The 22,611-nt window shown below is 51.8% G+C and carries 15 protein-coding genes and 1 pseudogene; 10 read left to right on the top strand and 6 right to left on the bottom strand.

The window, feature by feature from the left end; genetic code table 11:
* Nucleotides 1-80: 80 nt before the first annotated feature.
* Nucleotides 81-788: a purine nucleoside phosphorylase YfiH/LACC1 family protein gene (locus PAG01S_RS10005; RefSeq protein WP_052271973.1), complete on the bottom strand. Its 708-nt coding sequence runs from the start codon at nucleotides 786-788 to the stop codon at nucleotides 81-83.
* Between the two features lie 106 nt (nucleotides 789-894).
* Here PAG01S_RS10005 and PAG01S_RS10000 point away from each other — a divergent pair, with 106 nt between their 5' ends.
* From PAG01S_RS10000 to PAG01S_RS09985, 4 genes are all read left to right on the top strand, one after another.
* Complete coding sequence (locus PAG01S_RS10000; RefSeq protein ID WP_062758476.1) at nucleotides 895-1,704, top strand: 5'-nucleotidase, lipoprotein e(P4) family; 810 nt, start codon at nucleotides 895-897, stop codon at nucleotides 1,702-1,704.
* Nucleotides 1,705-2,284: 580 nt separating this feature from the next.
* Nucleotides 2,285-2,920: a carbonic anhydrase gene (locus PAG01S_RS09995; RefSeq protein ID WP_029519418.1), complete on the top strand. Its 636-nt coding sequence runs from the start codon at nucleotides 2,285-2,287 to the stop codon at nucleotides 2,918-2,920.
* On the top strand, nucleotides 2,917-4,392 hold the full coding sequence (locus PAG01S_RS09990) for a SulP family inorganic anion transporter (RefSeq protein WP_062758473.1): 1,476 nt from the start codon (nucleotides 2,917-2,919) through the stop codon (nucleotides 4,390-4,392). The genes PAG01S_RS09995 and PAG01S_RS09990 overlap by 4 nt, the downstream gene beginning before the upstream one ends.
* A 269-nt stretch (nucleotides 4,393-4,661) precedes the next feature.
* Entirely contained in the window at nucleotides 4,662-6,083 is a 1,422-nt protein-coding gene (locus PAG01S_RS09985; protein ID WP_062758470.1) for a GGDEF domain-containing protein, read from the top strand.
* A 20-nt stretch (nucleotides 6,084-6,103) separates the two neighbouring features.
* Here the strand turns inward: PAG01S_RS09985 and ddlA are convergent, their stop codons facing one another.
* On the bottom strand, nucleotides 6,104-7,201 hold the full coding sequence (ddlA, locus tag PAG01S_RS09980) for a D-alanine--D-alanine ligase (RefSeq protein WP_010699767.1): 1,098 nt from the start codon (nucleotides 7,199-7,201) through the stop codon (nucleotides 6,104-6,106).
* Between the two features lie 225 nt (nucleotides 7,202-7,426).
* Complete coding sequence (locus PAG01S_RS09975) at nucleotides 7,427-16,012, bottom strand: GH36-type glycosyl hydrolase domain-containing protein (RefSeq protein WP_062758558.1); 8,586 nt, start codon at nucleotides 16,010-16,012, stop codon at nucleotides 7,427-7,429.
* A gap of 308 nt (nucleotides 16,013-16,320) precedes the next feature.
* Between PAG01S_RS09975 and PAG01S_RS22510 the strand changes: the two genes are divergently transcribed.
* Nucleotides 16,321-16,476: a YnfU family zinc-binding protein gene (locus PAG01S_RS22510; RefSeq protein WP_216844881.1), complete on the top strand. Its 156-nt coding sequence runs from the start codon at nucleotides 16,321-16,323 to the stop codon at nucleotides 16,474-16,476.
* Between the two features lie 118 nt (nucleotides 16,477-16,594).
* Here the strand turns inward: PAG01S_RS22510 and PAG01S_RS09970 are convergent, their stop codons facing one another.
* Complete coding sequence (locus PAG01S_RS09970; protein ID WP_223566104.1) at nucleotides 16,595-16,867, bottom strand: hypothetical protein; 273 nt, start codon at nucleotides 16,865-16,867, stop codon at nucleotides 16,595-16,597.
* A 1,062-nt stretch (nucleotides 16,868-17,929) separates the two neighbouring features.
* Here PAG01S_RS09970 and PAG01S_RS09965 point away from each other — a divergent pair.
* Entirely contained in the window at nucleotides 17,930-19,738 is a 1,809-nt protein-coding gene (locus PAG01S_RS09965) for a hypothetical protein (protein ID WP_062758467.1), read from the top strand.
* A 141-nt stretch (nucleotides 19,739-19,879) separates the two neighbouring features.
* Here PAG01S_RS09965 and PAG01S_RS09960 read toward each other — a convergent pair whose 3' ends face one another.
* Together PAG01S_RS09960 and PAG01S_RS09955 are read right to left on the bottom strand one after the other, a co-directional pair.
* The gene (locus tag PAG01S_RS09960) at nucleotides 19,880-20,905 is read right to left on the bottom strand and encodes a phage integrase (protein WP_062758464.1); all 1,026 of its coding nucleotides are present in this window, start codon (nucleotides 20,903-20,905) and stop codon (nucleotides 19,880-19,882) included.
* Between the two features lie 8 nt (nucleotides 20,906-20,913).
* Nucleotides 20,914-21,534: a phage repressor protein CI gene (locus PAG01S_RS09955; RefSeq protein ID WP_062758463.1), complete on the bottom strand. Its 621-nt coding sequence runs from the start codon at nucleotides 21,532-21,534 to the stop codon at nucleotides 20,914-20,916.
* Between the two features lie 90 nt (nucleotides 21,535-21,624).
* Between PAG01S_RS09955 and PAG01S_RS09950 the strand changes: the two genes are divergently transcribed.
* The 4 genes and pseudogenes from PAG01S_RS09950 to PAG01S_RS09940 all read left to right on the top strand — a co-directional run bounded on the left by PAG01S_RS09950 (nucleotide 21,625) and on the right by PAG01S_RS09940 (nucleotide 22,604).
* Nucleotides 21,625-21,861: a hypothetical protein gene (locus PAG01S_RS09950; protein WP_062758461.1), complete on the top strand. Its 237-nt coding sequence runs from the start codon at nucleotides 21,625-21,627 to the stop codon at nucleotides 21,859-21,861.
* Between the two features lie 63 nt (nucleotides 21,862-21,924).
* Nucleotides 21,925-22,032, top strand: a pseudogene (locus PAG01S_RS21670) (phage regulatory CII family protein); the annotation flags it as partial.
* A 10-nt stretch (nucleotides 22,033-22,042) separates the two neighbouring features.
* Nucleotides 22,043-22,222 (top strand): phage filamentation protein Fil family protein, encoded by a 180-nt coding sequence (locus PAG01S_RS09945; RefSeq protein WP_062758459.1) that lies wholly within the window; start codon nucleotides 22,043-22,045, stop codon nucleotides 22,220-22,222.
* A 1-nt stretch (nucleotide 22,223) separates the two neighbouring features.
* Complete coding sequence (locus PAG01S_RS09940; protein WP_062758457.1) at nucleotides 22,224-22,604, top strand: hypothetical protein; 381 nt, start codon at nucleotides 22,224-22,226, stop codon at nucleotides 22,602-22,604.
* Nucleotides 22,605-22,611 lie beyond the last annotated feature (7 nt).

The following is a 22,611-nucleotide window of genomic DNA, read 5'->3' as shown; positions in this document are numbered from 1 at the left end:
GCGTCGCTTTGCGACAGGCGTCAGCGCCCGTCGCTGTTAAGATCACGCTAACTGCTGTCAGCGCGGTGCCAGAAAACCCATTAACGTCGACGGATCCACGAATAGCGGGAGTGATAGCCGCTACCGTGGTGGGTATTGAAGCGGTAGCTTGAACCGCTTTCGGCCATGCAGTAGGTGCAGACATTGACGTTATCGATCTGCGCAGCCGGCACACCCGCCTGCACCAGTAAATGCGTTGCCAGCGCAGGCAGATCGAACCAGACACCCTGCTGGCGGGCAGCGGCCTGTGGACGTTGCGCCAGAGGATTAACCGGCTGGTTCTGGTGCCAGCGCAGCCCGCTGGCCAATGCCGGGTTCTGCGCAATCTCCGCCAGCTGCGGTTCGGCCAGTTCATAACAGCAGGGGCCCATCGCCGGACCGATCGCCACCATCAGGTTCTGCGGCTCACAACCCTGTTCGCACAGTTTTTCAACCGCGCGGGTCAGCACACCCGCCAGCGTACCTTTGAGTCCGGCATGAACCGCGGCCACGATCCGCTGCTGGCGATCGGCGAACAGCACTGGCAGGCAGTCGGCAGTGTAGACCGCCACCGGGCGCGTCCCGCTGCCGATCACGCCGTCAGACTCGCAGCTTTTGGGTGGGATGTTCTCAATATCGGTGACCACGGTCGCGCTGTGGCGCTGATGTCCATAGGCGGCATCAGCGGGTGGTGGCTCTCCGGCTGGCTGAAACGCATATTCGAGCCACTCCAGCGAATCGAGCAATGGCGAGCGCGGGATCACGGCCATAGGAATCTCCTGTTATAACAGCGTGCGTTGGGCTGCCCACAGCTTACGTTAACTGCTACATTTTTGAAGCTTCTCCTCAGACCTTTCTCACCTTAAGGATGAAATGATGAAAACCTCCGCAAAACTGGCTGCATCCGGACTGGTCGCGCTGCTGCTTACCGGCTGCGCCTCGTCGACACATCAGACCGCGCAACAGCAACTCGGCCAGCAATCGGTGCTGGCGGTAAACTGGTTCCAGCAGTCTGGTGAATATCAGGCGCTGACCTGGCAGGCATTTAATACCGCGCGTATGGCGTTTGATCAGGCCCCCTCGCTGACTGGCAAACCCAAAGCGGTGATTGTCGATCTGGATGAGACGATGCTGGATAACAGTGCCTACAGCGCGTGGCAGGCGAAGAACGGCCAGCCGTTCAGCAGCAAAACCTGGTCAGCCTGGACACAGGCGCGGCAGGCGAAAGCGGTGCCGGGCGCGATAGAGTTTGCGCGTCATGTCACACAGAATGGCGGCACGCTGTTCTATGTGTCGAACCGCGATCAGAAAGATTACGCGGCCACGGTCGCTAACATGCAGCAGCTCGGCTTCCCCAACGTCAGCGATAAAACGGTACGTCTGAATACTGACAGCTCCAATAAGCAGGCGCGTTTCGATGCCATTAAAAATGCCGGCTATAACGTGGTGCTCTACGTTGGCGATAACCTCAACGATTTTGGTGGCGCGACCTGGCATCAGGGTAATCAGACGCGTCGTGATTTTGTGAATCTTAACCATCAGCAGTTTGGAACGCAGTTCATCGTGCTGCCGAATCCGCTCTACGGCGACTGGGAGAGCGGAATGGCGGAAAACTACAATAAACTGACGTCCGAACAGCAGCTGTCTGTGCGGGAATCGCGCCTGCAAAGCTGGAACGGTAAATAATTCGTCAAGAAAAAGAGCCTGACCGTGTCAGGCTCTGTTAAAACATGGTCCTGATTTACTTTCTCCCGTCACTATTTTGCTGCAAATTAAATTAATTATCTCTTGCTTCATTCTTATCTAAAATCAGGCATATCTGACTGGCTATCAGCAATTAAGCCGGTTGATCGTGCTAATGGTTAATTTTTTAATTAAGAGTATTCCTGGTAAAAAGCAGGCCGGTTGGTATGGCAGTGAATATCCCCTTGGTTAATGATTGTATTTTTTTGTCAGCAATAACTTTAGTTTATTATCTTTTATATTTTAATCTATTGATATTATTGATCTTAAAATGGTTTCCGCTAATTATTTCACTTCTCTGCTGCTTAATTAAATTTACTTACCCCTGACTCTTACTGACGCCGGATTGACAAATAGCATGATGTTAAAGTGCTGTGAAATATTGCTCGTGCATTGGTAATGGTTAGCGGCTATAACCTTTTTCTGTGACTCAGTTCTTATTTACCTGGCGGCTCACGCTTTATTTGTGAGCCGATACACTTTGTGGTTAGCCAGGATGCGACATCCCGGTAGTAGAGAGAAGATGATTGTGACGACACTTAAACCCTTATTAGCGAAAAATCGCAGTTGGGCATTACAGCGCCGCCAGCGTAATCCAGACTACTTTAAAAAATTCCTTCATCAGCAAAAGCCGCACTCGCTCTGGATAGGTTGTTCTGATAGTCGCGTTCCGGCAGAAGTCTTAACTGGCTCCCATCCTGGCGAACTCTTTGTGCATCGTAATATCGCCAACATGGTGATTGAGGACGATGACAATTTACTGAGCGTGCTGCAATACGCGCTCTTCTTTCTCGGTGTGAAACGCATTGTATTAAGCGGCCACTATGGCTGCGGTGGGGTGGAAGCCGCGCAGAATCTGCCGGGCAGCGTGCTGGACGGGCAGGAGAGCGCGCTGGCGAGACGCATTCAGACGTTGCGTCATGATATTCAGCATGGCCTGGCGGAAAGCCCCCCTTCAGACGCGGAGCCGGGTGAACAGCTCGATCGGCTGGTTGAGGCCAACGTTAAGGCGCAATTCGCCAGACTGGTGAAATCTGAACCGGTCCGGCAAATCTGGCAATCGGGCCAGGAACTGGAGGTGTTTGGTTGTGTTTATGACCTGCGCTCCGGCCATCTTAAAGAGCTGATTCATCAATCTGCAGAGGAACCTTCATTATGAACCTCGATACCCTGCGTCGTGATATTCCTGCGGGTCTGGTGGTGTTTCTGGTCGCCTTACCGCTCTGTCTTGGCATCGCACAGGCCAGCGGATTACCGCCGTTTGCCGGTCTGCTGACCGGTGTGATTGGCGGCCTGGTGGTCACATCACTGAGTCCGTCCCGGTTTGCCGTCAGCGGCCCGGCGGCAGGCCTTGTCACCATCGTCGTCGCCTCAATGGCGTCTCTGGGCAGTTTTTCCGCCTTTCTCACCGCGCTGATTATCGCCGGAGCACTGCAATGTCTGTTTGGCCTGCTGCGTGCCGGACGGTTTATTTCGCTGGTGCCGGGCAGCGTCATCAAAGGGATGCTGGCAGCGATCGGTTTGCTGCTGATCATGCAGCAGATCCCGGTGGCGCTGGGAGCCGCGGGCGATGCGGAGCTGGTTTCACTGGTGACCGGTGAGATGACCTTCTCGCTGCCTGCGGTAGCGGTAGCGGGTGTCGGCCTGGCCATTTTATGTCTCTGGACCACCGCACCGGTGAAGCGGATCAAAGCGCTGGCCTGGATCCCTGGGCCGCTGATTGCCGTGCTGATAGGCTGCCTTGCTACCGTCGTGGGTGGACGGCTGTTCCCGGAGATGACCAGCGGTCTGGCGCGCATTTCGTTGCCCGCTTTTGACAGCATTTCCGCGCTGATGGCAGAGCTGGAAAGGCCCGACTGGATGGCCTGGCAGAATCCGCAGGTCTGGGTTGTTGCGGTAACCTTAGCCCTGGTCGCCAGTCTGGAAACGCTGCTGAGTCAGGAGGCGCTGAAAAAACTGCGTCCTCAGACGCCCGCGCCGTCGCCTAACAAAGAGATGTTCGCGCAGGGCATCGGTAACCTGGCGGCCGGTTTTCTTGGCGCGATGCCGATAACGGCGGTGATCGTGCGCAGTTCGGTTAACGTCAGTGCGGGCGCGCAGACCAAACTGTCGATCTTCATTCACGGTGTGCTGCTGCTGATTTGTGGTATGTGGTTCAGTGAGATGCTGAACGCCATTCCGCTGGCCAGCCTCGCTGCCGTGCTGCTCTATACCGGCTACAAGCTGGCGACACCCAAACTGTTTATTGAGCAGTTCCGGATGGGCGCGCAGCAGTACGTGCCGTTTCTGGCCACCATCGTCGGTATTATCACGCTGGGCATGCTGGTCGGGATTGGTATCGGCATCGCCACGCAGATCCTCTACAGCATCTATAAAAGCCATCGCAACGCGCTGCAGCTCACCCGCTATGACGACCACTACGTGCTGCGCTTTCAGCAGAACCTGACCTTTATGCACAATCCAAAGCTGCAGGGATTGCTGGATGAGATCCCGGAAAACAGCGTCGTCATCGTCGATAACGACAATGCGGAATATATCGATCCCGACGTTAAAGCGGTGCTGAAAGATTTTGGCGATAACGCCGACAAACGCGGCATTCGCCTGAGTCAGTGGCCGGTTGCCGTAAAATAGCGTTTAGCGCAACGGTAAAGTCGTCAGAACAGCAAAAATCGGATATCTCGGATATCCGATTTTTTTATTTGCGATGCATAATAGAGCCCCAGTTTTTGCTGTCATCTGATGGGTTTAGCCTCAAAACGGTAACTTTTCTGAGTTAGCCCATGAAACGAGGTTTTATCGCCGGATGACATTGAGGATATTCAGGATTTAATCATTCTGACACCACGCGCCTGCCCAGGCTGGCGTGGACAGCCAGCCTCTCTGTGACAAGGTCCGGATGTATGCGCATACAGCTGTTTGAAGAGCACAACGTTAAGAAGAACGCATTTTCACTGTTTTTAATCACGTTGCTGTTTTGCTTTATCGGCGGACACCTGCGCTTTCCACAGGAGCTGTCGCTGTTCTGGCCGGTCAATGCGATCGTCACTGGCGTGATCGTCCGGAATCCTTTTCTGCATCAGACCCGCTATTACCTGGCCACCTTTGCTGCGATGGTGTTTAACGACACCGTTTTTTCAGGCTGGGCGCTCTCTGCTTTTACCCTCAACATGGCGAATCTTCTGTTTGTGCTGGTGGCGGTGACGCTGCTGGTAAAGCATCTTCAGCACGACTCCGGCAGCGAGCGTATAACCAGCGTGCTGCGCATTTTTCCGGCCTGTCTGCTGGCCGGACTGGCCTGCGCCAGCTGGGGGGCGCTGGCGCAGCAGGCCGATTTTAACAGCGGGCTGGTGACGGCCTGGGGCGAATGGTTCAGCGAACAGTTCTCAACCGGGCTGATGCTGCTGCCCTTTTTGCTGACGCGCGACTGGGCGTCGCTGTCGCCCCGGCAGTTTATGCAGATGCGCAAGCTGGCACCGGTTGTCGCCGTGATTTTTTCGCTGATGATTGGCGCGATGATGGGCGGCGCAGGCAGCCTGACGTTCCCGGTTCCGGCGCTGGTCTGGTGCGCCATCGTGCTGCCGATGCCGCTCACCAGCCTGGTGATTTTGCTCACCGGCATTAGCGAAATCATTCTGGTTTCGCACGGTGTGATGAATATCCAGGGCGATGACAATATGCTGCCGATCACCCATCTGACCTCGGCACGGCTGGGCGTGGCGACCATTGCGATCAGCCCGCTGATTGTGGCGGTGAGCATGGATGCGATTCGCCAGCTCAACCAGCGTCTGGCGCTGCGCGCCAACTATGACTTCCTGACCCGGCTGCTGTCGCGTTCCGGCCTCTATGAAAGTCTGCGTGCTGAGCCGATCTTCCCGGACCGCCGGGTGGGCGTGATCCTGCTGGATGTCGACTACTTCAAAGCGATTAATGACAATTTTGGTCATGATGCGGGTGACAGCGTGCTGGAAGAGATCGCCCGCCGTATGCAGCGCGTTGTGGGTAAAGAGGGGCGCATCTGCCGTTTTGGCGGCGAAGAGTTTGCGGTGGTGCTGTTCGACCAGAATCCGGAAAAGCTCTACTTTCTTGCTGAGAGCATCCGGCAGAAAATGGCGAAAGAGAAGTTCTGGCTGCAGGGCAGTACGGCCACGGTCACCGTCAGTCTGGGGCTGGCGCATGGCAGTGCCGGTGAGGCGACGGAGTGGCACCGCGTGATCAACCGGCTGATTTCCGCAGCCGATAAAAACCTCTATCTGTCGAAACGCAATGGCCGCAATCAGACCTCGCCGGTTAACTACCGTGCCATCACCAGCGACGTGGCATAACGCCACGCCGCCGGGTTCTGTCAGCTGACGCTGCTTTTCAGGGTACTGGCCTGCTGGTGGCGTTCAATCGCCAGGTCGATCAGACGACTGATCAGATCCTGATAGCTGAGTCCGGCTGCCTGCCACAGTTTCGGATACATGCTGATATTGGTGAAGCCGGGCAGGGTATTCACTTCGTTGACGATAATTTCGCCATCGGCAGTTAAAAACACATCGACGCGCGCCATGCCAAAGCACTCCAGCGCGGTAAAGGCCTTGATGGCAACCTCACGTATCGCATCGCTGGTTTCCGGTGAAATGGCTGCCGGGACCACCGTCTGCGCACCGCTCTCAGAGATATATTTGGTGTCATACGAGTAGAAAGCGTCATGCACCACCACTTCACCGCAGGGACTGGCTTCAGGGGCATCGTTGCCCAGCACCGCACACTCGATCTCGCGACCTTTGATACCCTGCTCAATCAGCACCTTGCGGTCAAAGGAGAAGGCCAGCGCCAGCGCGGCATCAAACTCTTCAATGCTATCCACTTTGCTGACGCCCACGGATGAACCCTGGTTGGCGGGTTTGATAAACAGCGGCAGGCCAAAGCGGGCAATGACTGCGCTGGCGTCCAGCTGTGCACGCTGGGCCTGGGTGACGCTCACCCACGGCGCGACGTTGAGGCCGGCGTCGCGCAGCAGGCGTTTGGTAAAATCTTTATCCATGCTGACCGCAGAGCCCAGCACGTCGGAACCGACAAAAGGTAACGAGGCCATACGCAACAGGCCCTGCAGGGAGCCATCTTCACCCAGCGTACCGTGCACAATAGGGAAGATAACGTCGATCTGCGACAGCGGATGGGCGTTATGACGGGTGATGATCTGCTGCTGAGTCGTGCCGGGCACCAGCGCCACATCTTCAGCGGCGTGATTCAGCGCGATCAGCGCCGGATTTTCAGCGTTAAGTAAGAAGTTTGAAGCATCGTTAAGACGCCAGTGTCCCTGCTTATCAATGCCCAGCAGCACCACGTCAAACCTGGTTTTGTCGATCGCCTCAAGGATATTTTTGGCCGACTGTAACGACACCTCATGCTCAGCCGATTTCCCGCCAAACACGATCCCTACCCGCAACTTTGTCATCAATTTTGCCCACTGAAAAAATCAAAACCACAAGATAGCATGGGCTTCGCGAGGGAAAACAGGGCAGGGCGACAGATAATTGTGAGCAGGCGATTAACCCTCGCCACTCACCAGATCGCTGTCGTTGAGCTGCCCGTGCTGACGCGGGTGGCAGCTCAACGGCCCGCTCGCAAAGGTCACTGAATCTCCTCTTTAACCTGATGCAGGCGGGGTGTCAGGTTTAACTTAACCTGATGCAGAGCCCAGCCTGACTTCAACCTGATGTTCCTGGCGATGGCTTTCCAGCGCTATTTCGTCACCGTCACACCGTTTGCCATCCAGCCACAGCTGATAGGTGCTGTCACCGCGAGTGACCCGGATGTTGTAGATCCCTTCCCCCTCACGGTAGACAATTTTTATCTCTGACCAGTCAGCGGGAAGCTGTGGCCGGACAGACAGCGCGTTGCCGCGCCGGGTTATCCCAAGCAGACTCTCACCGATAAGCTGATAGGTCCAGCCTGACGAGCCGGTATACCAGGTCCAGCCGCCTCGCCCGCTGTGGCCTTCGGCCGCATACACATCCGCAGCCATCACATAAGGTTCCGCTTTGTAGATCGCCATATCCTGTTGATTGCCACTATGATTAACCGGATTAATCATAGAGAGCAGGGACCAGGCGCGCTCTGTTTCACCCATCGCCGCAAAGGCCATAATCGCCCACAGAGCCCCATGGGTGTACTGACCGCCATTTTCCCTGACGCCCGGTAAATAACCGCGAATGTAGCCCGGATTTGGCCCTGCACCATCGAAAGGCGGAGTGAGCAATTTAATCAGCCGGTTATCCTTATCAACCAGATGCTGATAAAGCGCCGCCATCGCTGACCGGCATCTGGCGTCCTCGCCTGCGCCAGAGAGTACCGACCAGCTCTGGGCAATGGCGTCTATCCGGCACTCACTGTCAGCATGTGAACCGAGCGTCTGGCCACTGTCAAAAAAGCCGCGCAGATACCATTCGCCATCCCAGGCCGCATGGTTAAGCGCGGTTTTGAGCGTCTGCGCGTGCTCCTGACAGTGGCGGGCGGTATCGGTATCGCCGAACCGCACAGCCAGCGCGGCAAAGCGGTCCAGAACCGTATAGAGGAAGAAGCCGAGCCAGACGCTTTCACCCTTGCCGGCAATCCCGACGGTACTCATACCATCGTTCCAGTCCCCGGAGCCCATCAGCGGGAGGCCGTGCTGACCGAAAGTAAGGGCGTGGTTAACCGCGCGAACGCAGTGCTGCCATAGCGGTTCGTTAATCTTACTGACGCCCGGAAGCTCATAGACAGACTCTTCGTCCTCAGCCAGCAGGCGACCTTCAAGGTAGCTGACGGGCTGTGACAGCAGCGCAATATCATCGGTTGCCTGCACATAGCGGCACAGCGCATAAGGCAGCCACAGGTAGTCGTCGGAGCAGCGGGTTCTGACGCCGCGACCAGCAGGCGGATGCCACCAGTGCTGTACATCTCCCTCGATAAACTGGCGGGATGCACACAACAACAGCTGATCGCGCAGGCGCTGAGGGGCAGCGTGGGTCAGCGCCAGCGTATCCTGCAACTGATCGCGGAAACCAAAGGCACCACCGGATTGGTAATATCCGCTGCGCGCCAGCAAACGGCTGGCCAGCGTCTGGTACAGCAGCCAGCCGTTTGCCAGTAAATCGACCTCCGCTGCCGGTGTCTGGATTTGCACTTTAGTCAGTAGCTGGTGCCAGTGCTGTTTAACTTTGGACAGCTCGTTCTGAGCCTCCCCGGTGGAGAGGAACTGCTGCATCAGCGCGGTCACTGCACTCTCATCCTCACCGACGCCAAGGGCAAAAACAAAGCTGCGGCTGTCGCCGTCAATCAGTGTCGTCAGCGTCTGCAGCGCGGCGCAGGGATCCATTCCTGCCCCGGTGTTACCCGACAGACCACGAACATTCATCATCGCGGGCTGCCGTGTGGTGCCGTTACGACCCAGACACTCAAGCCGGTTGCCGCTGTGCGCAATCCGGGTACCTGTGACGGCAAAAAAAGCGGTCCGCGCAGAGCCCGTGCTGTTATAAAAGTTTCTGGCCAGAACCGCGCTGCCTGTCGCGATAGCGGCAGGGGACGTCACCACATGCCTTGCGGAGCGGCTTGCCAGCTCACCCAGAACCCATTCGACGTATCCGGTAATCGACAGATTACGCGTTTTGCCAGAGAGGTTACTCAGCGTCAGCAGGGAAAGTCTGACCGGCGCCTCCTCTGCCACGAACACCGTTAACGTGCTGCTGATGCCATACTCCGTGTGTTCAAACGTGCTGTAACCGAAGCCATGACGGGTCAGATAATCCCCCTTGCCGCGAACCGGAAGCGGCGTCGGGGACCAGACATCACCCGTCTCTTCATCACGCAGATAAAGCGCTTCGCCAGAGCTGTCACTGACGGGGTCATTGTGCCAGGGCGTCAGACGATATTCATGCGCATTTTCATACCAGCTATAGCCCTGACCACTCTCGGAAATGACGGTACCAGACTGGCTGTTGGCCAGCACATTGCACCACGGCGCAGGCGTCTGCTGCTGGCCGGAAAGAATGATGTGATATTCGCTGCCGTCCTCGTTGAAGCCACCAGTGCCATTAAAAAACTGCAACCGCTCCGGCGAAAAGGTGACGGCTGCAGGCGGCGGCGTCTTACTGACCGATGGAAACGCAAAAGCAGGCGGGGTGCGCACCGGTTTTAACAGCGTGCTGAGCTGATCGGCGAGGCTACCGTTCCTGCCTTCCAGCACGACAGCCGCAACGCTCAGCAACAATTGCAGATCGTCAGCGGAAAAACTTTCGGCTTTGCGGATAAATATGCCGCCAGGTTTGTCCGCCTGCTGCCGTTCATCTCCTGCAGGGATCAGGGTCGTGAGCTGATTGAACAGGTTCTGCTGGTAGCCGCCCTGGTCGCTGTTCAGGATGAGCAGATCGACCGTCAGCCCTTTTTGTCGCCAGTACTGATGCGCCTGAATGAGGGTGGTGACCAGATCGAGCTGATTAATGTTTTCTATCCGAACCAAAAGAATCGGCAGATCACCCGAAATCGCATGACGCCACAATGACTCCTGGCCCAGCCGGTTCTGCATCAGCGCGTCTGATTCGCCACGCATTTCGGCACTGGAAAACAGCACGGCACTGGCCAGCTGATTAAACAGGCTGGTATCTTCGGTGCGGATATTCAACTGACGCAAGGCGACCTGACTATGAGACCACGCCAGTTCAAACACCCGATCGGCGCTGATGTGGTTACGGTACTTCTCAATCAGCGCAATAGTGGTGTCACGTTTAAGTGTCACACCGTAAAGCATATCGATGGTGACGGCCTCTCCCGCTTTTAACGTCACTGACTGGCGAATTGATAACACGGGATCTAACACTGCCCCCTGCTGACCCGTTAATTCACTGCCCGGCATCAGCGCCTGAGCATCGGCTGGTGTCCTGCCGCGCCCGAGAAAACGAGCCCGGTCGGTTTCAAAAGAGGTCTGGCGGCCGGTATTGCCATGTATCGCCATCGCGTGAAACATCCATGCCGTCACTTCATTCTCTTCACGTGGCCGACGGTGAGCCAGAATCGCTTCCAGCCTGTCAACGATTTCAGTCTGGACGAACAGATTACTGAACGCAGGGTGGGCCATATCGCTGGCTGCTGGCGCCAGCACCACTTCGGTGTAGCTGGTGATATCGAACGGGCGGGTCTGACGGGAACGGTTAGTGACCGTGATGCGTCTGATCTCCACATCATCTTCCGGGGAGACCACGATATGCGTGTGAATGCTGAAGGTGGTGCCTGAAGCGTCAAACTCAATCCCGGCATCATTGAAACGGGTTTTATAATGGGGACGCTCGCAGCAGGTCGGCTGATAGCTATGAGCAATCACTTCGGCGGATTGTTGATCGGTAACGTAGCAGAACGTTCCGTAGTTGTTGCTGGTGCTATCCGCACGCCAGCGGGTGAGTGCCAGCCCCTTCCACTGGCTGTAGCCTGTCCCCGCGTGTGTCACCATCAGATGATAATCTGCATTGGAAAGCAGCTGCAGTTGTGGCTGGCGCGGATCTGAACCACTGAATTCACGCTGGTCGGGAATGCTGCGCTGCTGTTTAGGGTCACTGTTTTCGACAAAACTGCGGCGTGGGGTATAGAGCTCAATATCATCAGGCACTTTTTCCTGCAGCAGCAAACGCGAAGACTGAAACAGTGCGCTGGACATAAAGCGCGCGACCATGGGCGCATCCAGCAGCTGGTGAGAGAGTGCTAGCAATCCCATCGCCTGGTGATGGGCCATATATGATTTGACGATCGAAAACGGCTGACCGGGAGCCAGTCGATCCGCGGTGAAATCCAGCGCTTCGTAATAACCGTAGTCACCGCTGGCACCCATTTTTTTAAGCCTTATCAGATTAGCCGTCGCCTCCTGCGGCAGCACCATCAGCGCCAGCAGCGTCGCATAGGGCGCAACAACATGATTGTCATTCAGGCCGCGTTTCAGACCCAGTTCCGGCGTACCAAATGCCCGATACTGGTAGTTATGATTGACGTCAAACGCAGCGTAACCCGATTCCGAAACGCCCCAGGGCGTATCGGTGCTGTTACCCGAGGCTATCTGTTGCCTGACCGCCGATAACGCCATCTTTTCCAGCAGCGTGTCGAGGTAAACCGGCATGACCAGGTGCGGCATCAGGTATTCAAACATTGAGCCGCTCCATGACATCACGGCGGGCTGGTTATTCAGCTGAGTAAATAAGCGACCCAGTACAAACCAGCTCTTGGCCGGAAGCTGGCTGGTGGAGATAGCAAAGTAGTGCGTCAGGCGGACTTCTGAAGGGAAAAGGTCATATTTGCTGGCGTCCAGCAGACCGCTGTCCATGTTATAGCCCACGCTGAGTAAAGATGTGGCCGGATAATAGAGAAAGCGGAAGTCCATACTGGCGTGATCGCTGAGGCGGCTGTCCAGCTCCAGCAGGGCAGCCATCCGTTCGCGGGCGGCCCATATCGCAGTCTCTGCCTGTTTTTCCGGGAGCCCGGGGCGGTTCAGGTTCAACTCAGCGAGCCACAGCAATGACGGAATGTCGGCAGGCAGTGGCGCATCCGGGCTAACCCAGCTGAAAAGGAGGGCCCACTCCTGAGTAAAATCGACCAGCTGCTGGTGGAAAAGCGCCGGCCAGTTTAACCGCGTTGTCGGAAGATAAGCCTGTTCTGCCACCACGCTTAATGCCAGCAGAGCCTGCATCCCGGCGTGAAAATCGGCGGGTGAAGCGCGCTGCATCAGGCTTAGCTTAGCTGCGATTTGTTCCACAATGTCGCTGCGGGTGTCGCTCCGTTGGTCTTTAAGCAGTGAGAAGGTATCGGAGAGACCTTCCAGGATACAGGGGAGAGACATCACCGGCTGGTATTTCCACTGCGCCAGGCCAGCCTGAAGGGTCACAAGGTGAGCCGCCATATTACCGCTGTCTACCGTTGAGACGTAGCGTGGGTTCAGCGGTTTTAACGTCTGGGTGTCATACCAGTTATAAAGATGTCCTCTGAAATGCTCCATTCGATCAAGGGTATCGAGGGTGTCGAGCGTCCGGCTGATGACCCGATTCTGGCTGATATAACCAAAATCCCAGGCCGTCAGGTTTGCCAGCAGCGACAGGCCAATGTTGGTCGGTGAGGTCCGGTGGGCCACCCGCGACTCCGGAATCTCCTGCAGATTATCCGGCGGCAAATGGTTGTTATCACTGCTGGCAAATTCGTTAAACCAGGCCCAGGTTCTACGCGCGGTGCGACGCAAAAAGAGGCGCTGTTCCGCTGAAAGGCTGCCTGGCTGAGCGCGTTTAGGCTGGCTCATGCGGCTCAGTAACGCGGGGGCGACCGCCCACAATAAAGCGAGCGCCAGTGCGACATGCGTCATCAACGGCATGCTCAGGCTGGTCAGGAATACCAGAGCCGCGCCTGCTACCGGATTAATCCACATGCGGCGGTAGAAATGGCGCACATCAGGCTCGACAGGTTTCTGTGATGAAGCGCTTTTCCACTCGTTCAGAAAGCGGTGGCTGATAGTCAGGCGCCATAAGGTTACGATAATCGCCTTCAGCGACCAGTAACTCTCGTGAGGCAGGATGGCCAGCGCCAGGCCAGCGCGGGAGAGGCGGTTAAAGGCATCGGTGACCAGCATGGATAAATGCTGCCGCCAGGCACGCGTTTTACTTTTCGTCACCCCGTCGATTACCAACGCTGGCAGTCCCGGAAGCAGCAGAAAGAGCATGATGCATCCGACCCAGAATGCCGGGTTCGGTACTATCGTACACAGCATAAATACCAGCATCAGCAGGGCTGGTGCCACCAGGCTGCGGCGCAGATTGTCTGTTAATTTCCAGCGGGAAAGCGCACTGAGCGGGTTCTTTTGACGACTGCAATCTTCCTGCCGCACCTGCAACCGTAGCCAGTTAAGGAGCTGCCAGTCGCCCCGCACCCAGCGAAATCGTCGGGCAACATCGCTCAGATAACTATCCGGATATTGTTCATACAGGACGACGTTACTGACCACACCGGAGCGGGCATAGCACCCCTCAAGCAGGTCATGGCTCAGCACCAGATTTTCCGGACAGGTATTGCGTATCGCCCGGCTAAAGGCAGCGACATCGTAAATACCCTTGCCGACAAATGAGCCTTCACCAAACAGATCCTGATAAATATCGGATGAGAGTGAGGAGTAAGCATCATTCCCCGGAATGCTGCTGCACAGCCGGGCATAGCGGCTCTGACCGTTAACCGGTATCTCTTCAGCCAGACGAGGCTGCAGGATGGCATAGCCTTCAACCACCCGATTTTTGACATCGTCGAATACCGGCGCATTGAGCGGGTGGGCCATGACGCCAATCAGCTTATGCGCTGTCTCACGCGGCAGTATTGTGTCGCTGTCGAGAGTAATCACATATTTAACGCTGTGCAGCTGCGTCTGCGTGGCACCTACCGTGACGCTGAAGGCGTTTTCTTCACCCTGAAGCCAGCGATTCAGGGCATGGATCTTACCGCGCTTGCGTTCATACCCCATCCAGACGCCCTGAGAAATATTATGGGTGCGGTCACGGTGTAACAGGGAGAAGAGCGCAATGTCCGATTTACCCCCGCTGTAGCGCCGATTCAGCGCTTCCGTTTTCAGCACGGCGTAACGGATAAGCGCGGCGTCATGATGATGGTCCTGTTCGACGCTATCGGTAAAGTCGGTCAGCAACGCAAAACTGATATTCGTTAAGGCGTTACCGAGATAGCAGATTTCCAGAGAGCGCAACAGGGCGTCTGTTCCCTCATTGCTGCTGAGTAAACAGGGGATAACTACCAGTGTGCGGTCATGCTCCGGTACCGCCAGAGAATAATCGAGTCGGGGCAGGGGAAGGGGATGGCGGCTACGGGTGGTTAACTCGCTCAGCAACTGTAAGGCTAGCTGGCTGCTGACAATGATGGCGGGCAGCACCAGCAACCAGAGTAATGACGCCATGCCCGCCTGATGGGTGCTGTAGAGCATCTCGGCGGTAAACGCGGTTGTCAGCAGTAAAAGGCTGCCTAACCAGGAGAGTAAAGGAGTCTGGCTCAGATGCTGCCGGCTCCTGTTCAGCCACGTTACTTTAACGTCAAGCTGCTGTTCCAGTTGCTGAAATCCTTTATCCAGCAGGTAATAGCCGACATGCTGCTGACGCAGGGGAAGATCAGGCTGGCTGGCCAGCGTCAGCACAGCCTGGGCGACTTCACGTTCATCAAAGCGACTGTGCCGTGCCAGACGTTCAATCACGTGGCGGTAGTCATCGCGACTGTCAAAATGCATCAGCGGGTATGTCCCGGTGGGATCCTGCTGCAGGACTTTCTCAACCAGGCTGACGGATTCGACAAAGGCCTGCCAGTCAATTTCGCCGAGTTGCCGCAGGCCGGTAATACTGTTGCTGACAGAGAGCTGACTCAGGGCCAGCTGCCGGTTGAACTGCTCAATGACTTCCGAGGTTTTCCGGCCGGTATTTTCCAGCTGTTGTTCGACCCAGGTTAACGCCAGAGTATTGTTCTGGCCACTTAATCGCCGTTCAAGTTCAGCGACGAAAGCGCCGGAAACCTGCGGGTTCTGGCGGGCCATATCAGCGATGACCAGAATAACTTTTGACGCATCTTCGGCGGCAGTGGAGAGGATATCGCTGATCCACTGCTCCGCTTTATTACGTTCCTGATGTACCCTGGCGACGTCAGCCGCAATCCGGGCCAGATTGTTGATAAGCGCAAACCGTAACATGGCAGGCAGGGCCCACAGTTCGCCGAGCAGCAGGGGCGTAACGCGCTGGTAGGCAGCGATAAAAGGATGCAGGACGCTGGTTTCCAGTCTGCCATCGCTGTGCTTAATCATCTCCTCGGCGATAGCCTGGATGCGCAGGTAATGAGCCGACTCCTCCAGCATGGGCAGTCCTTTACCGAATTTGGCCGGTAACAGGTGCCGGACCAGACGGATCTGCTCTTCAATGATGTAAAAATTATCCAGTATCCAGACGGCCGCCGGTGTCTGGCTGCGTTTATCACCTTCACTCAGGATCTCTGCGCTGCGCGTCAATGACAGTTCATTATCTGCCAGCTGCTGCAACAGTCGGTAGGACCATTTTCCACCCGACAGAGTATGCGTTTTCGCTAATTTTTCGCCGTAATTATCCATTTGTTCAGCCGAAAAAATATCTGACCGGTGGGCCTGATAAATACCTTCAGTCGGGAACAAAGGAAAATGCTCATCGGGTAATTCACTTTCCCGGCTGAACCACGTCGTCAGTTTTATTTTCACACTCATTTCCTTGCGCTTGCGCAGCAGCTGGATCCGGAAAAAAAAGAAAGGATGACAAAAAGGAGCCAAAAGAAGGGCTGGAGATGATAAACAGGTGTAGATGATATTGATTATAGTCCTGTTTCCGTTATTCGTAGCTATCCTGATTAACCGGCTGGCGTTCTCTTATGGCGATAAAATAAAGTTAAAAAAAATAAACAGCTGCCTTCTCCTCACCTTAGCCCTGTTTAACATCAGAGCCGACAGATAAAAAAATTAATTTACCTCCACTGTGTTACGCTGATGGCAACATTTCAGAGGATAACGACATGACCTGGTTGAGCTTTCTCTTCGACGCGCTACACAGCAGCGAAACCAATACACAGTGTCCGGTGTGTAAAAAGTTTTCCAGACAGTCTGTAGCTAAAAAGAATAAAGGACAGGCAGTCTTATGCCCTCACTGTAAGTCATTGTATGTTATATAAAGTCCGTCGTCTTTTTATGTTGCGATCACCAGGCAGCAGCAAGTCATACTGTTTAACCCTATCCCTCATTGAGGCAATATCTTCGTAACATTAATTTCAATGTGCTGATAACTCTGCATTATCTTTCGTACTCGGTGAAATAACGCTTTGATTCACCCTGGTCGAGAAATTCGAATGGTGACAGTTGAATAATATCTGGTCCTGCAGACCACACTTCATTAACTCTTGAGATAATATCGCCTTCCTGAAGCGTCAGAAGGTTATTAATGCGTAACACAGCAAATCTGCCATTTTCAAATTCGACCTGATACAACGCAACTTTCTTCAGCGGCATGATGGTTCTTCCACGAATTACCCGGCAGCAGAGTTCAGCACTTGATGAACTTTTCATGATAAACCTCTAATCTATTCATACTCTTCTGTTCAATAAATTAATCTGCAGCATTGTGTATCTGACCTCAGTGCACACGTTGTGCAGATTTCAATTGGCCCGTTTTGACTGCATTTGTTCATATCCGTAAATATAGCGGGTTTATGAAAATAATCTGATACACCCTCTGCAGGGTTAAAAAGTGACTCCGGGGTATCAGTCGGGTTATCAGAGTGAGCATGAGTGGCGTCTTTTACAGGGAAAATGGTGGGTATGAGAGTGTGAGGTTAATCGGGGAAAGGGAGAGGTGAAACTACTGACGCGGCAATATACTGAAGCCTTTATCTCCCTAACGTAGTTTACCCGGCACGGCCCCGACCAGTGGAGATATGCGCACTAAGGCATCATCACGCCGCCTGTTGAGTTCGCGAAAGGCCGAACTTTCCATCTGATGGAATCGGACATCAATCAGCAGATTTCCGGCCTGCCGGGTTAGCTGGCGGTGGCTTAACAGAAAAATTTCAGATTTTTATAGGAAGAGAGAAACAAGGAAGGGGGATTTGAAGGATAAACAAAAAAGCCACCCTGAAAGCTAGCTTCAATATGCTGATTTAACAGGTAAAATTTGGTGGCCCCTGCTGGGCTTGAACCAGCGACCAAGCGATTATGAGTCCCAATTTAACGCGAGTTAAATCAGTAACTTACTGATTTTTATCTTTTATTTAGGCCGAATAATGATGAAAAGTGGCACATAGCGTTGCGCTCTGCTGCCACTTTGCTGCCAATTGGAATGGTCTTATGAGAGATAATTTCATTGAATTTATATGACCATTATAGAGACGCTGCGAAAATGAAAACTATTGACCAACTGAATAATTTGATTGTTAATAATGGTGGGCTTTTTTAGCTTATCGCTAAACCTGTTTAGATGTCCAACAAAAAAATTTAAATCTAAGCGATCAAGAACTGTAATGTAAAATGGTTTCTCAACAAAATTTCCATTGAAAAGATCATATTAGTCTTAGTAAGATAGTGAAATATAATTATTTGTGGAAGTATGATATCAAAAACAAGGAGAATATGATGTCAAATTCAAGCCTTATTAGTCTCGATAAAAAAATTGAAGAGTTGAAAGGTATTACTGAAAATCTTGATATTTTCAGTGTTTGCAATGTTCTTTTCCATAAAATGTTAATGTTTTCACAGGCAGCTCAAAGGATTGAGTTAAATTCACCAGCCCGGCAGATGTCATTTTTAATGGGCATAATGGTATCTCAAAAAAACAAAGGTGAAAAAGAATTTTCCGACGGTGATTACTCGAAAGTTTGTAAGATATTAAATGATGTGTTTTTCAAATATTTAAACGCCTATTTTCCGAGTAAAAAAGAAATTAGTCATGGCTTAACTGAGTCTTGGATTCAATCTAGGAAGGTTGCAATGCCTGCCTTTATTTCATACTTTTTCGAAAGCCAAAAGATAGCCACAGATGAAATTAGATTAAATATATTAGAGACAAACTTAAATTTTGAAAAAGAGATAGTAGAACACTTCGGCATATCACATAAAGATATGGTTTTAATTACAGATAGAATAGGTGATTTAATTCAATCTAACATGGATCGTATCCATGATATTGTCCATCGATTGAATGAAAAAAGGCTCGAGTTTGCAAATTCCGATGTTGAAAGATACTATGAAGTTTTGCAGGATTTACGAGAAACGTGTCCTCCATTGATGGAAGAATTCGCAAGATTAACAAATGAAAGTGCTTCATTTGAATTAGATGACATTGATGGGGTTAGTGCGGAGGTTTTAGAGCGATTTAAAGAATTATTTGTAGTTGTTAAAGGGAATGGTGGTGAGGTAAAATATATTACTGAAGAAAATGTGATTGATAGTTGCCCTATAATTACGCAAGATGGTTCTCGGTTTGCATTAACATCAGTTAATAATCTTTTCTTTGCTATAGAAAAAAGAATTGAACTTTTTTTCAAGGGCAGTTCGTCATATTCCGATAGATATAGAAAGGCTCGCGATAAAAAGTTAGAAACAGATGTTAGAAAAGCCTTTGAAGAATTGTTGCCAGTTGATGCGATTGTTTTAGAGAGTGTTTTTGAAAATAATAAGTCATTTAATGAACACGATATGTTTATTAAGGTGGGAAGAACAATTTTGATTGTGGAGGCTAAGGCTGCCCCACGTCGTGAGCCGTTAACGGACCCAAGTCGAGCGTTCACAAGAATTAGAGATGACTTTAAAAGAAAGTCGGGTATTCAAAGCGGTTGCGATCAGGCGTTAAGACTAAAAAAATTAATACTAGATAATGACGTCACGACCCTTTACGATAAAAAAGGAAACGAGTTATATACAATTAATAAAATGGATTTTGATGAGATTTTTTGTATTTGCGTGACAAAAGATGAATTCGGTTTATTAGCTACAGACTTGTCAATTCTTTTAGATAAGCCAGATGGTACTGATTACCCTTGGGTAGTGAAAATTACTGATCTAAAATTCTATTTTTCATGTCTGAGATATGTGGGCAAGAATTGGGATTATTTCATGAGTTACTTAAGGCAGAGAATTGAATTCATGGGGCTAATATTTTCATCTGACGAACTTGAAATAGCTGGATATCATATTAAGTATGGAGGCTTTGGGGATATCAAAAAAGAAGGGAATATATTAATTCCTGATATGAATGAGTCGACGATCTTTGATGAAATCCACATGGCTAAGTTTGAGGGAAAAGAATTTAAATTGCAATCAATGTTATCTGACTACAAAGAATTGGATAAAAGAAAAATAATCAACAAATTGGATAATAAAATTAAATCTGTAAAGAAAAGTAACAAAGATCAGAGGAAGGCTCGAAGAAAAAACAGAAGGTAATTTTTCAGAGCCTATTAATAATTGGTTTTAAGCTCCTAAAGAGTATTTTTCTGTAAGTTATTAAAAGCCGATTCATGCAGAAGTTAAAATTTAATCACATGTATGTTAATCGGCTCTGCATAATCTAATTACATGATTTTTTTAATTAAAAGCTGAAATTTTAGTAAGAGGATTTAGCAGCATTGCTTCAGATAGATGATCCGGGGCAAAGTGCGCATATCTCATAGTCACTTTGATATCCGTATGTCCTAGAATTCTTTGAAGCACCAGAATGTTGCCTCCATTCATCATAAAGTGGGATGCAAATGTGTGGCGTAAAACATGAGTAAGTTGGCCCGGCGGTGTTTCAATCCCGGCACGCTGCATTGCCTTTCTAAATGCTGAATAGCACGCCGCTAAGAGCGGCTGCGCTTTTCTGCTCGATGGCAATTCAGCCTGTAATTTTTCGGTTATCGGCACCGCTCGGTTTTTCTTGCCTTTAGTTTTCACGTAGATGATCTGACCGGCGCGGATTTGGTTCCCCTTCAAGCCTTCGGCCTCACTCCATCGTGCGCCAGTTGCCAGGCAAATTTTCACAATGGTCGTCAGATCTTTAGAGCGGCTGTTTTCACATTCGGCGAGTAGGGTCTTAATTTCCTCAATGGTGAGATACGCCATCTCAGATTCACTGATTTTAAACTCGCGCACGTTCTCTAACGGGTTTGGCGCGGCCCATTCATCTAACCGGCGTAGCTCGTTAAACATCGCCTTAAAATATGCCAGCTCTAAATTAATAGTGCGCGGCGTAACCGTCTTCACTCGGCTGGAGCGGGTGATCTTCCCGCTTAACCGTTGCTCGCGATAAGACGCAAAAATTTTTGCGTTAAACTCGGTTGCAAGTGGGTTCCCCATCGCCTCGCAGGCGAACGCCATTGTGGTTCGCCGCTTCTCACCATCCGCCAATGTAATGCCATGCGTGTTGAACCATAATTCAACCAGCTCAATTACCCGCCGCTTATCTGCCTTCTCTCCCAGCCAGGGCTTATCTTGAGCCTGCTCTTTTACGAACTTCTCATAGGATTGTGCTTCGCCCTTCGTCGCAAACTGGCGGCGAATCCTTTTGCCGTCACGGCCGTTTGGGAAAATCTGTGCCTGCCATTTCCCGTTGGGTAATTTGTTTATCGCCATTCCATGCCTTAAAGGTATTCGGTTCTAGTGATCACTTTGCCTAAAACTACGATGTCACTTGATTGGCATTCAAATGACGATTTCCCATTCTCAACACGTATTCTTCCACCGGGAAAACGTACCAGCTCTCGGATGCTGACTAACTTATCAATCTCGATAAGCCACAGCCCATCGACGATCTCGCCTTCATAGGTATCAACCAAATAAGTGCTTCTATCTGCATTGATCACAAAAGGGGCATTCAAGCCTTCGGGTAGTGATGCTTTATCCAGAATGAAATCATCCATGACTTCTAAGATCCCATTTGAAATTTTTTTGTGTGTAGCAATCACAACGCGGGATTCCTCCACTTCCATAAAGCGAGCACCTTTACCTGTAGTAAGCCAGGTAAGTGATGCTCCCGTTTCCACATGGCAGATGATCACCCAGTCAGCAGGGAAGGTATCGCGGGCTGAACGGTTGGCTAGCGTGCTTTGCGAGACGCCAAAATGGCTGCATAACGCCTGACGGCTGCTGAATCCGTATGCCTCAACTAAGCGAAAAATCACATCTTTACCACCCCGGTTACTCTCTACCGCTTCACGAACTAACTTTGCATTATGGCGATTTGTGTTTTTTGTCGTTGACATATCCGATTTGTGATCCTGCTCTTCGGTCTGTGATGAGATGAATAGCGTTTAATAGTGATATCTAATACCTAAACTGGGGAGTACTGCATCATGACTCGTAAACTTTCAACGCGCCCTTCAATCAATCTCGTGATTTCAGAACCGTACATTACTGTCGAAGAGTTCTGCCGCCGCACTGGTTACAAGGAGGGCGCCGTTCGTCAGATGTACCGCGAGAACCGTTTGCCCATCAGGAAGAAGGAGGGCTTAAACGCGCTTATCGAAATCAACATGGTTGCTCTCACTATCGAAGCCGCTTCCGGCTGCGAAATCACAATGCAGGGTTGATGTATCCATATTGGGATATATAAAGGGATTAATCATTTTTGATTTTCGTGTGTCCACACATACCTGAGCCTCGCAGCTATAGCAGTACAGGCCCGCATTCATTCCAATCCCACTATGACCTCCACCGTTGACGCTATCAGCGGCCTCGGCGCATCCATTGGCCTGAGCTGAGGGACTGATAATGATTTCACTGGCATCACGTCTTAAGCGTCAAAGCCCGTCCGTAGCTTACGGTAACGGCTGGGTCATGGGTGATAACGGCAAGCCATGGCATCCGTGCAACAGCCAAAAGCAACTGCTGCAGGGGCTGACCAGCAAACGCAAACCCGCCGGTTTCATGGCGCGTTTATTCAGGGGGTAACATGCAGCGAGTAACAGGCAACACAACCGCACAGCAAGGCCCGGCATCTTTTGCCAAAACTCATTTAACGGGCAATCGTGCTGATGCTGTTAACAAAATGTCGTTTGATGAGTTTCGGAAAAGCTGGCGGCAGCAGCGTGACAATAACGCTAACCCGTCACTGCGTTATTTCAACCGTCAGAATGACGAGTTTAAATTTTGCGTGTTAACCCTGGCTAACCGCGAAAATCCTAAAACATTTTCACAGGAGGAAATCGGAAAGCCGTTTGAATCCTTCTACGAATACCGCCGCGAATTAATCATCATGGCAATGAATAAAATGGCGCGCTGGGGAAAAATATTACCCCGACAGTTTTCTACCGCAGACTGTTTTTTTACCTGAGTAAATA

It is taken from the genome of Pantoea agglomerans NBRC 102470 (genome assembly GCF_001598475.1).
In the GTDB taxonomy this organism is placed as follows: Bacteria; Pseudomonadota; Gammaproteobacteria; order Enterobacterales; family Enterobacteriaceae; genus Pantoea; species Pantoea agglomerans.
The sequence above is the reverse complement of the archived record's forward strand: the minus strand, read 5'-3'. Positions and strand labels throughout refer to the sequence as shown.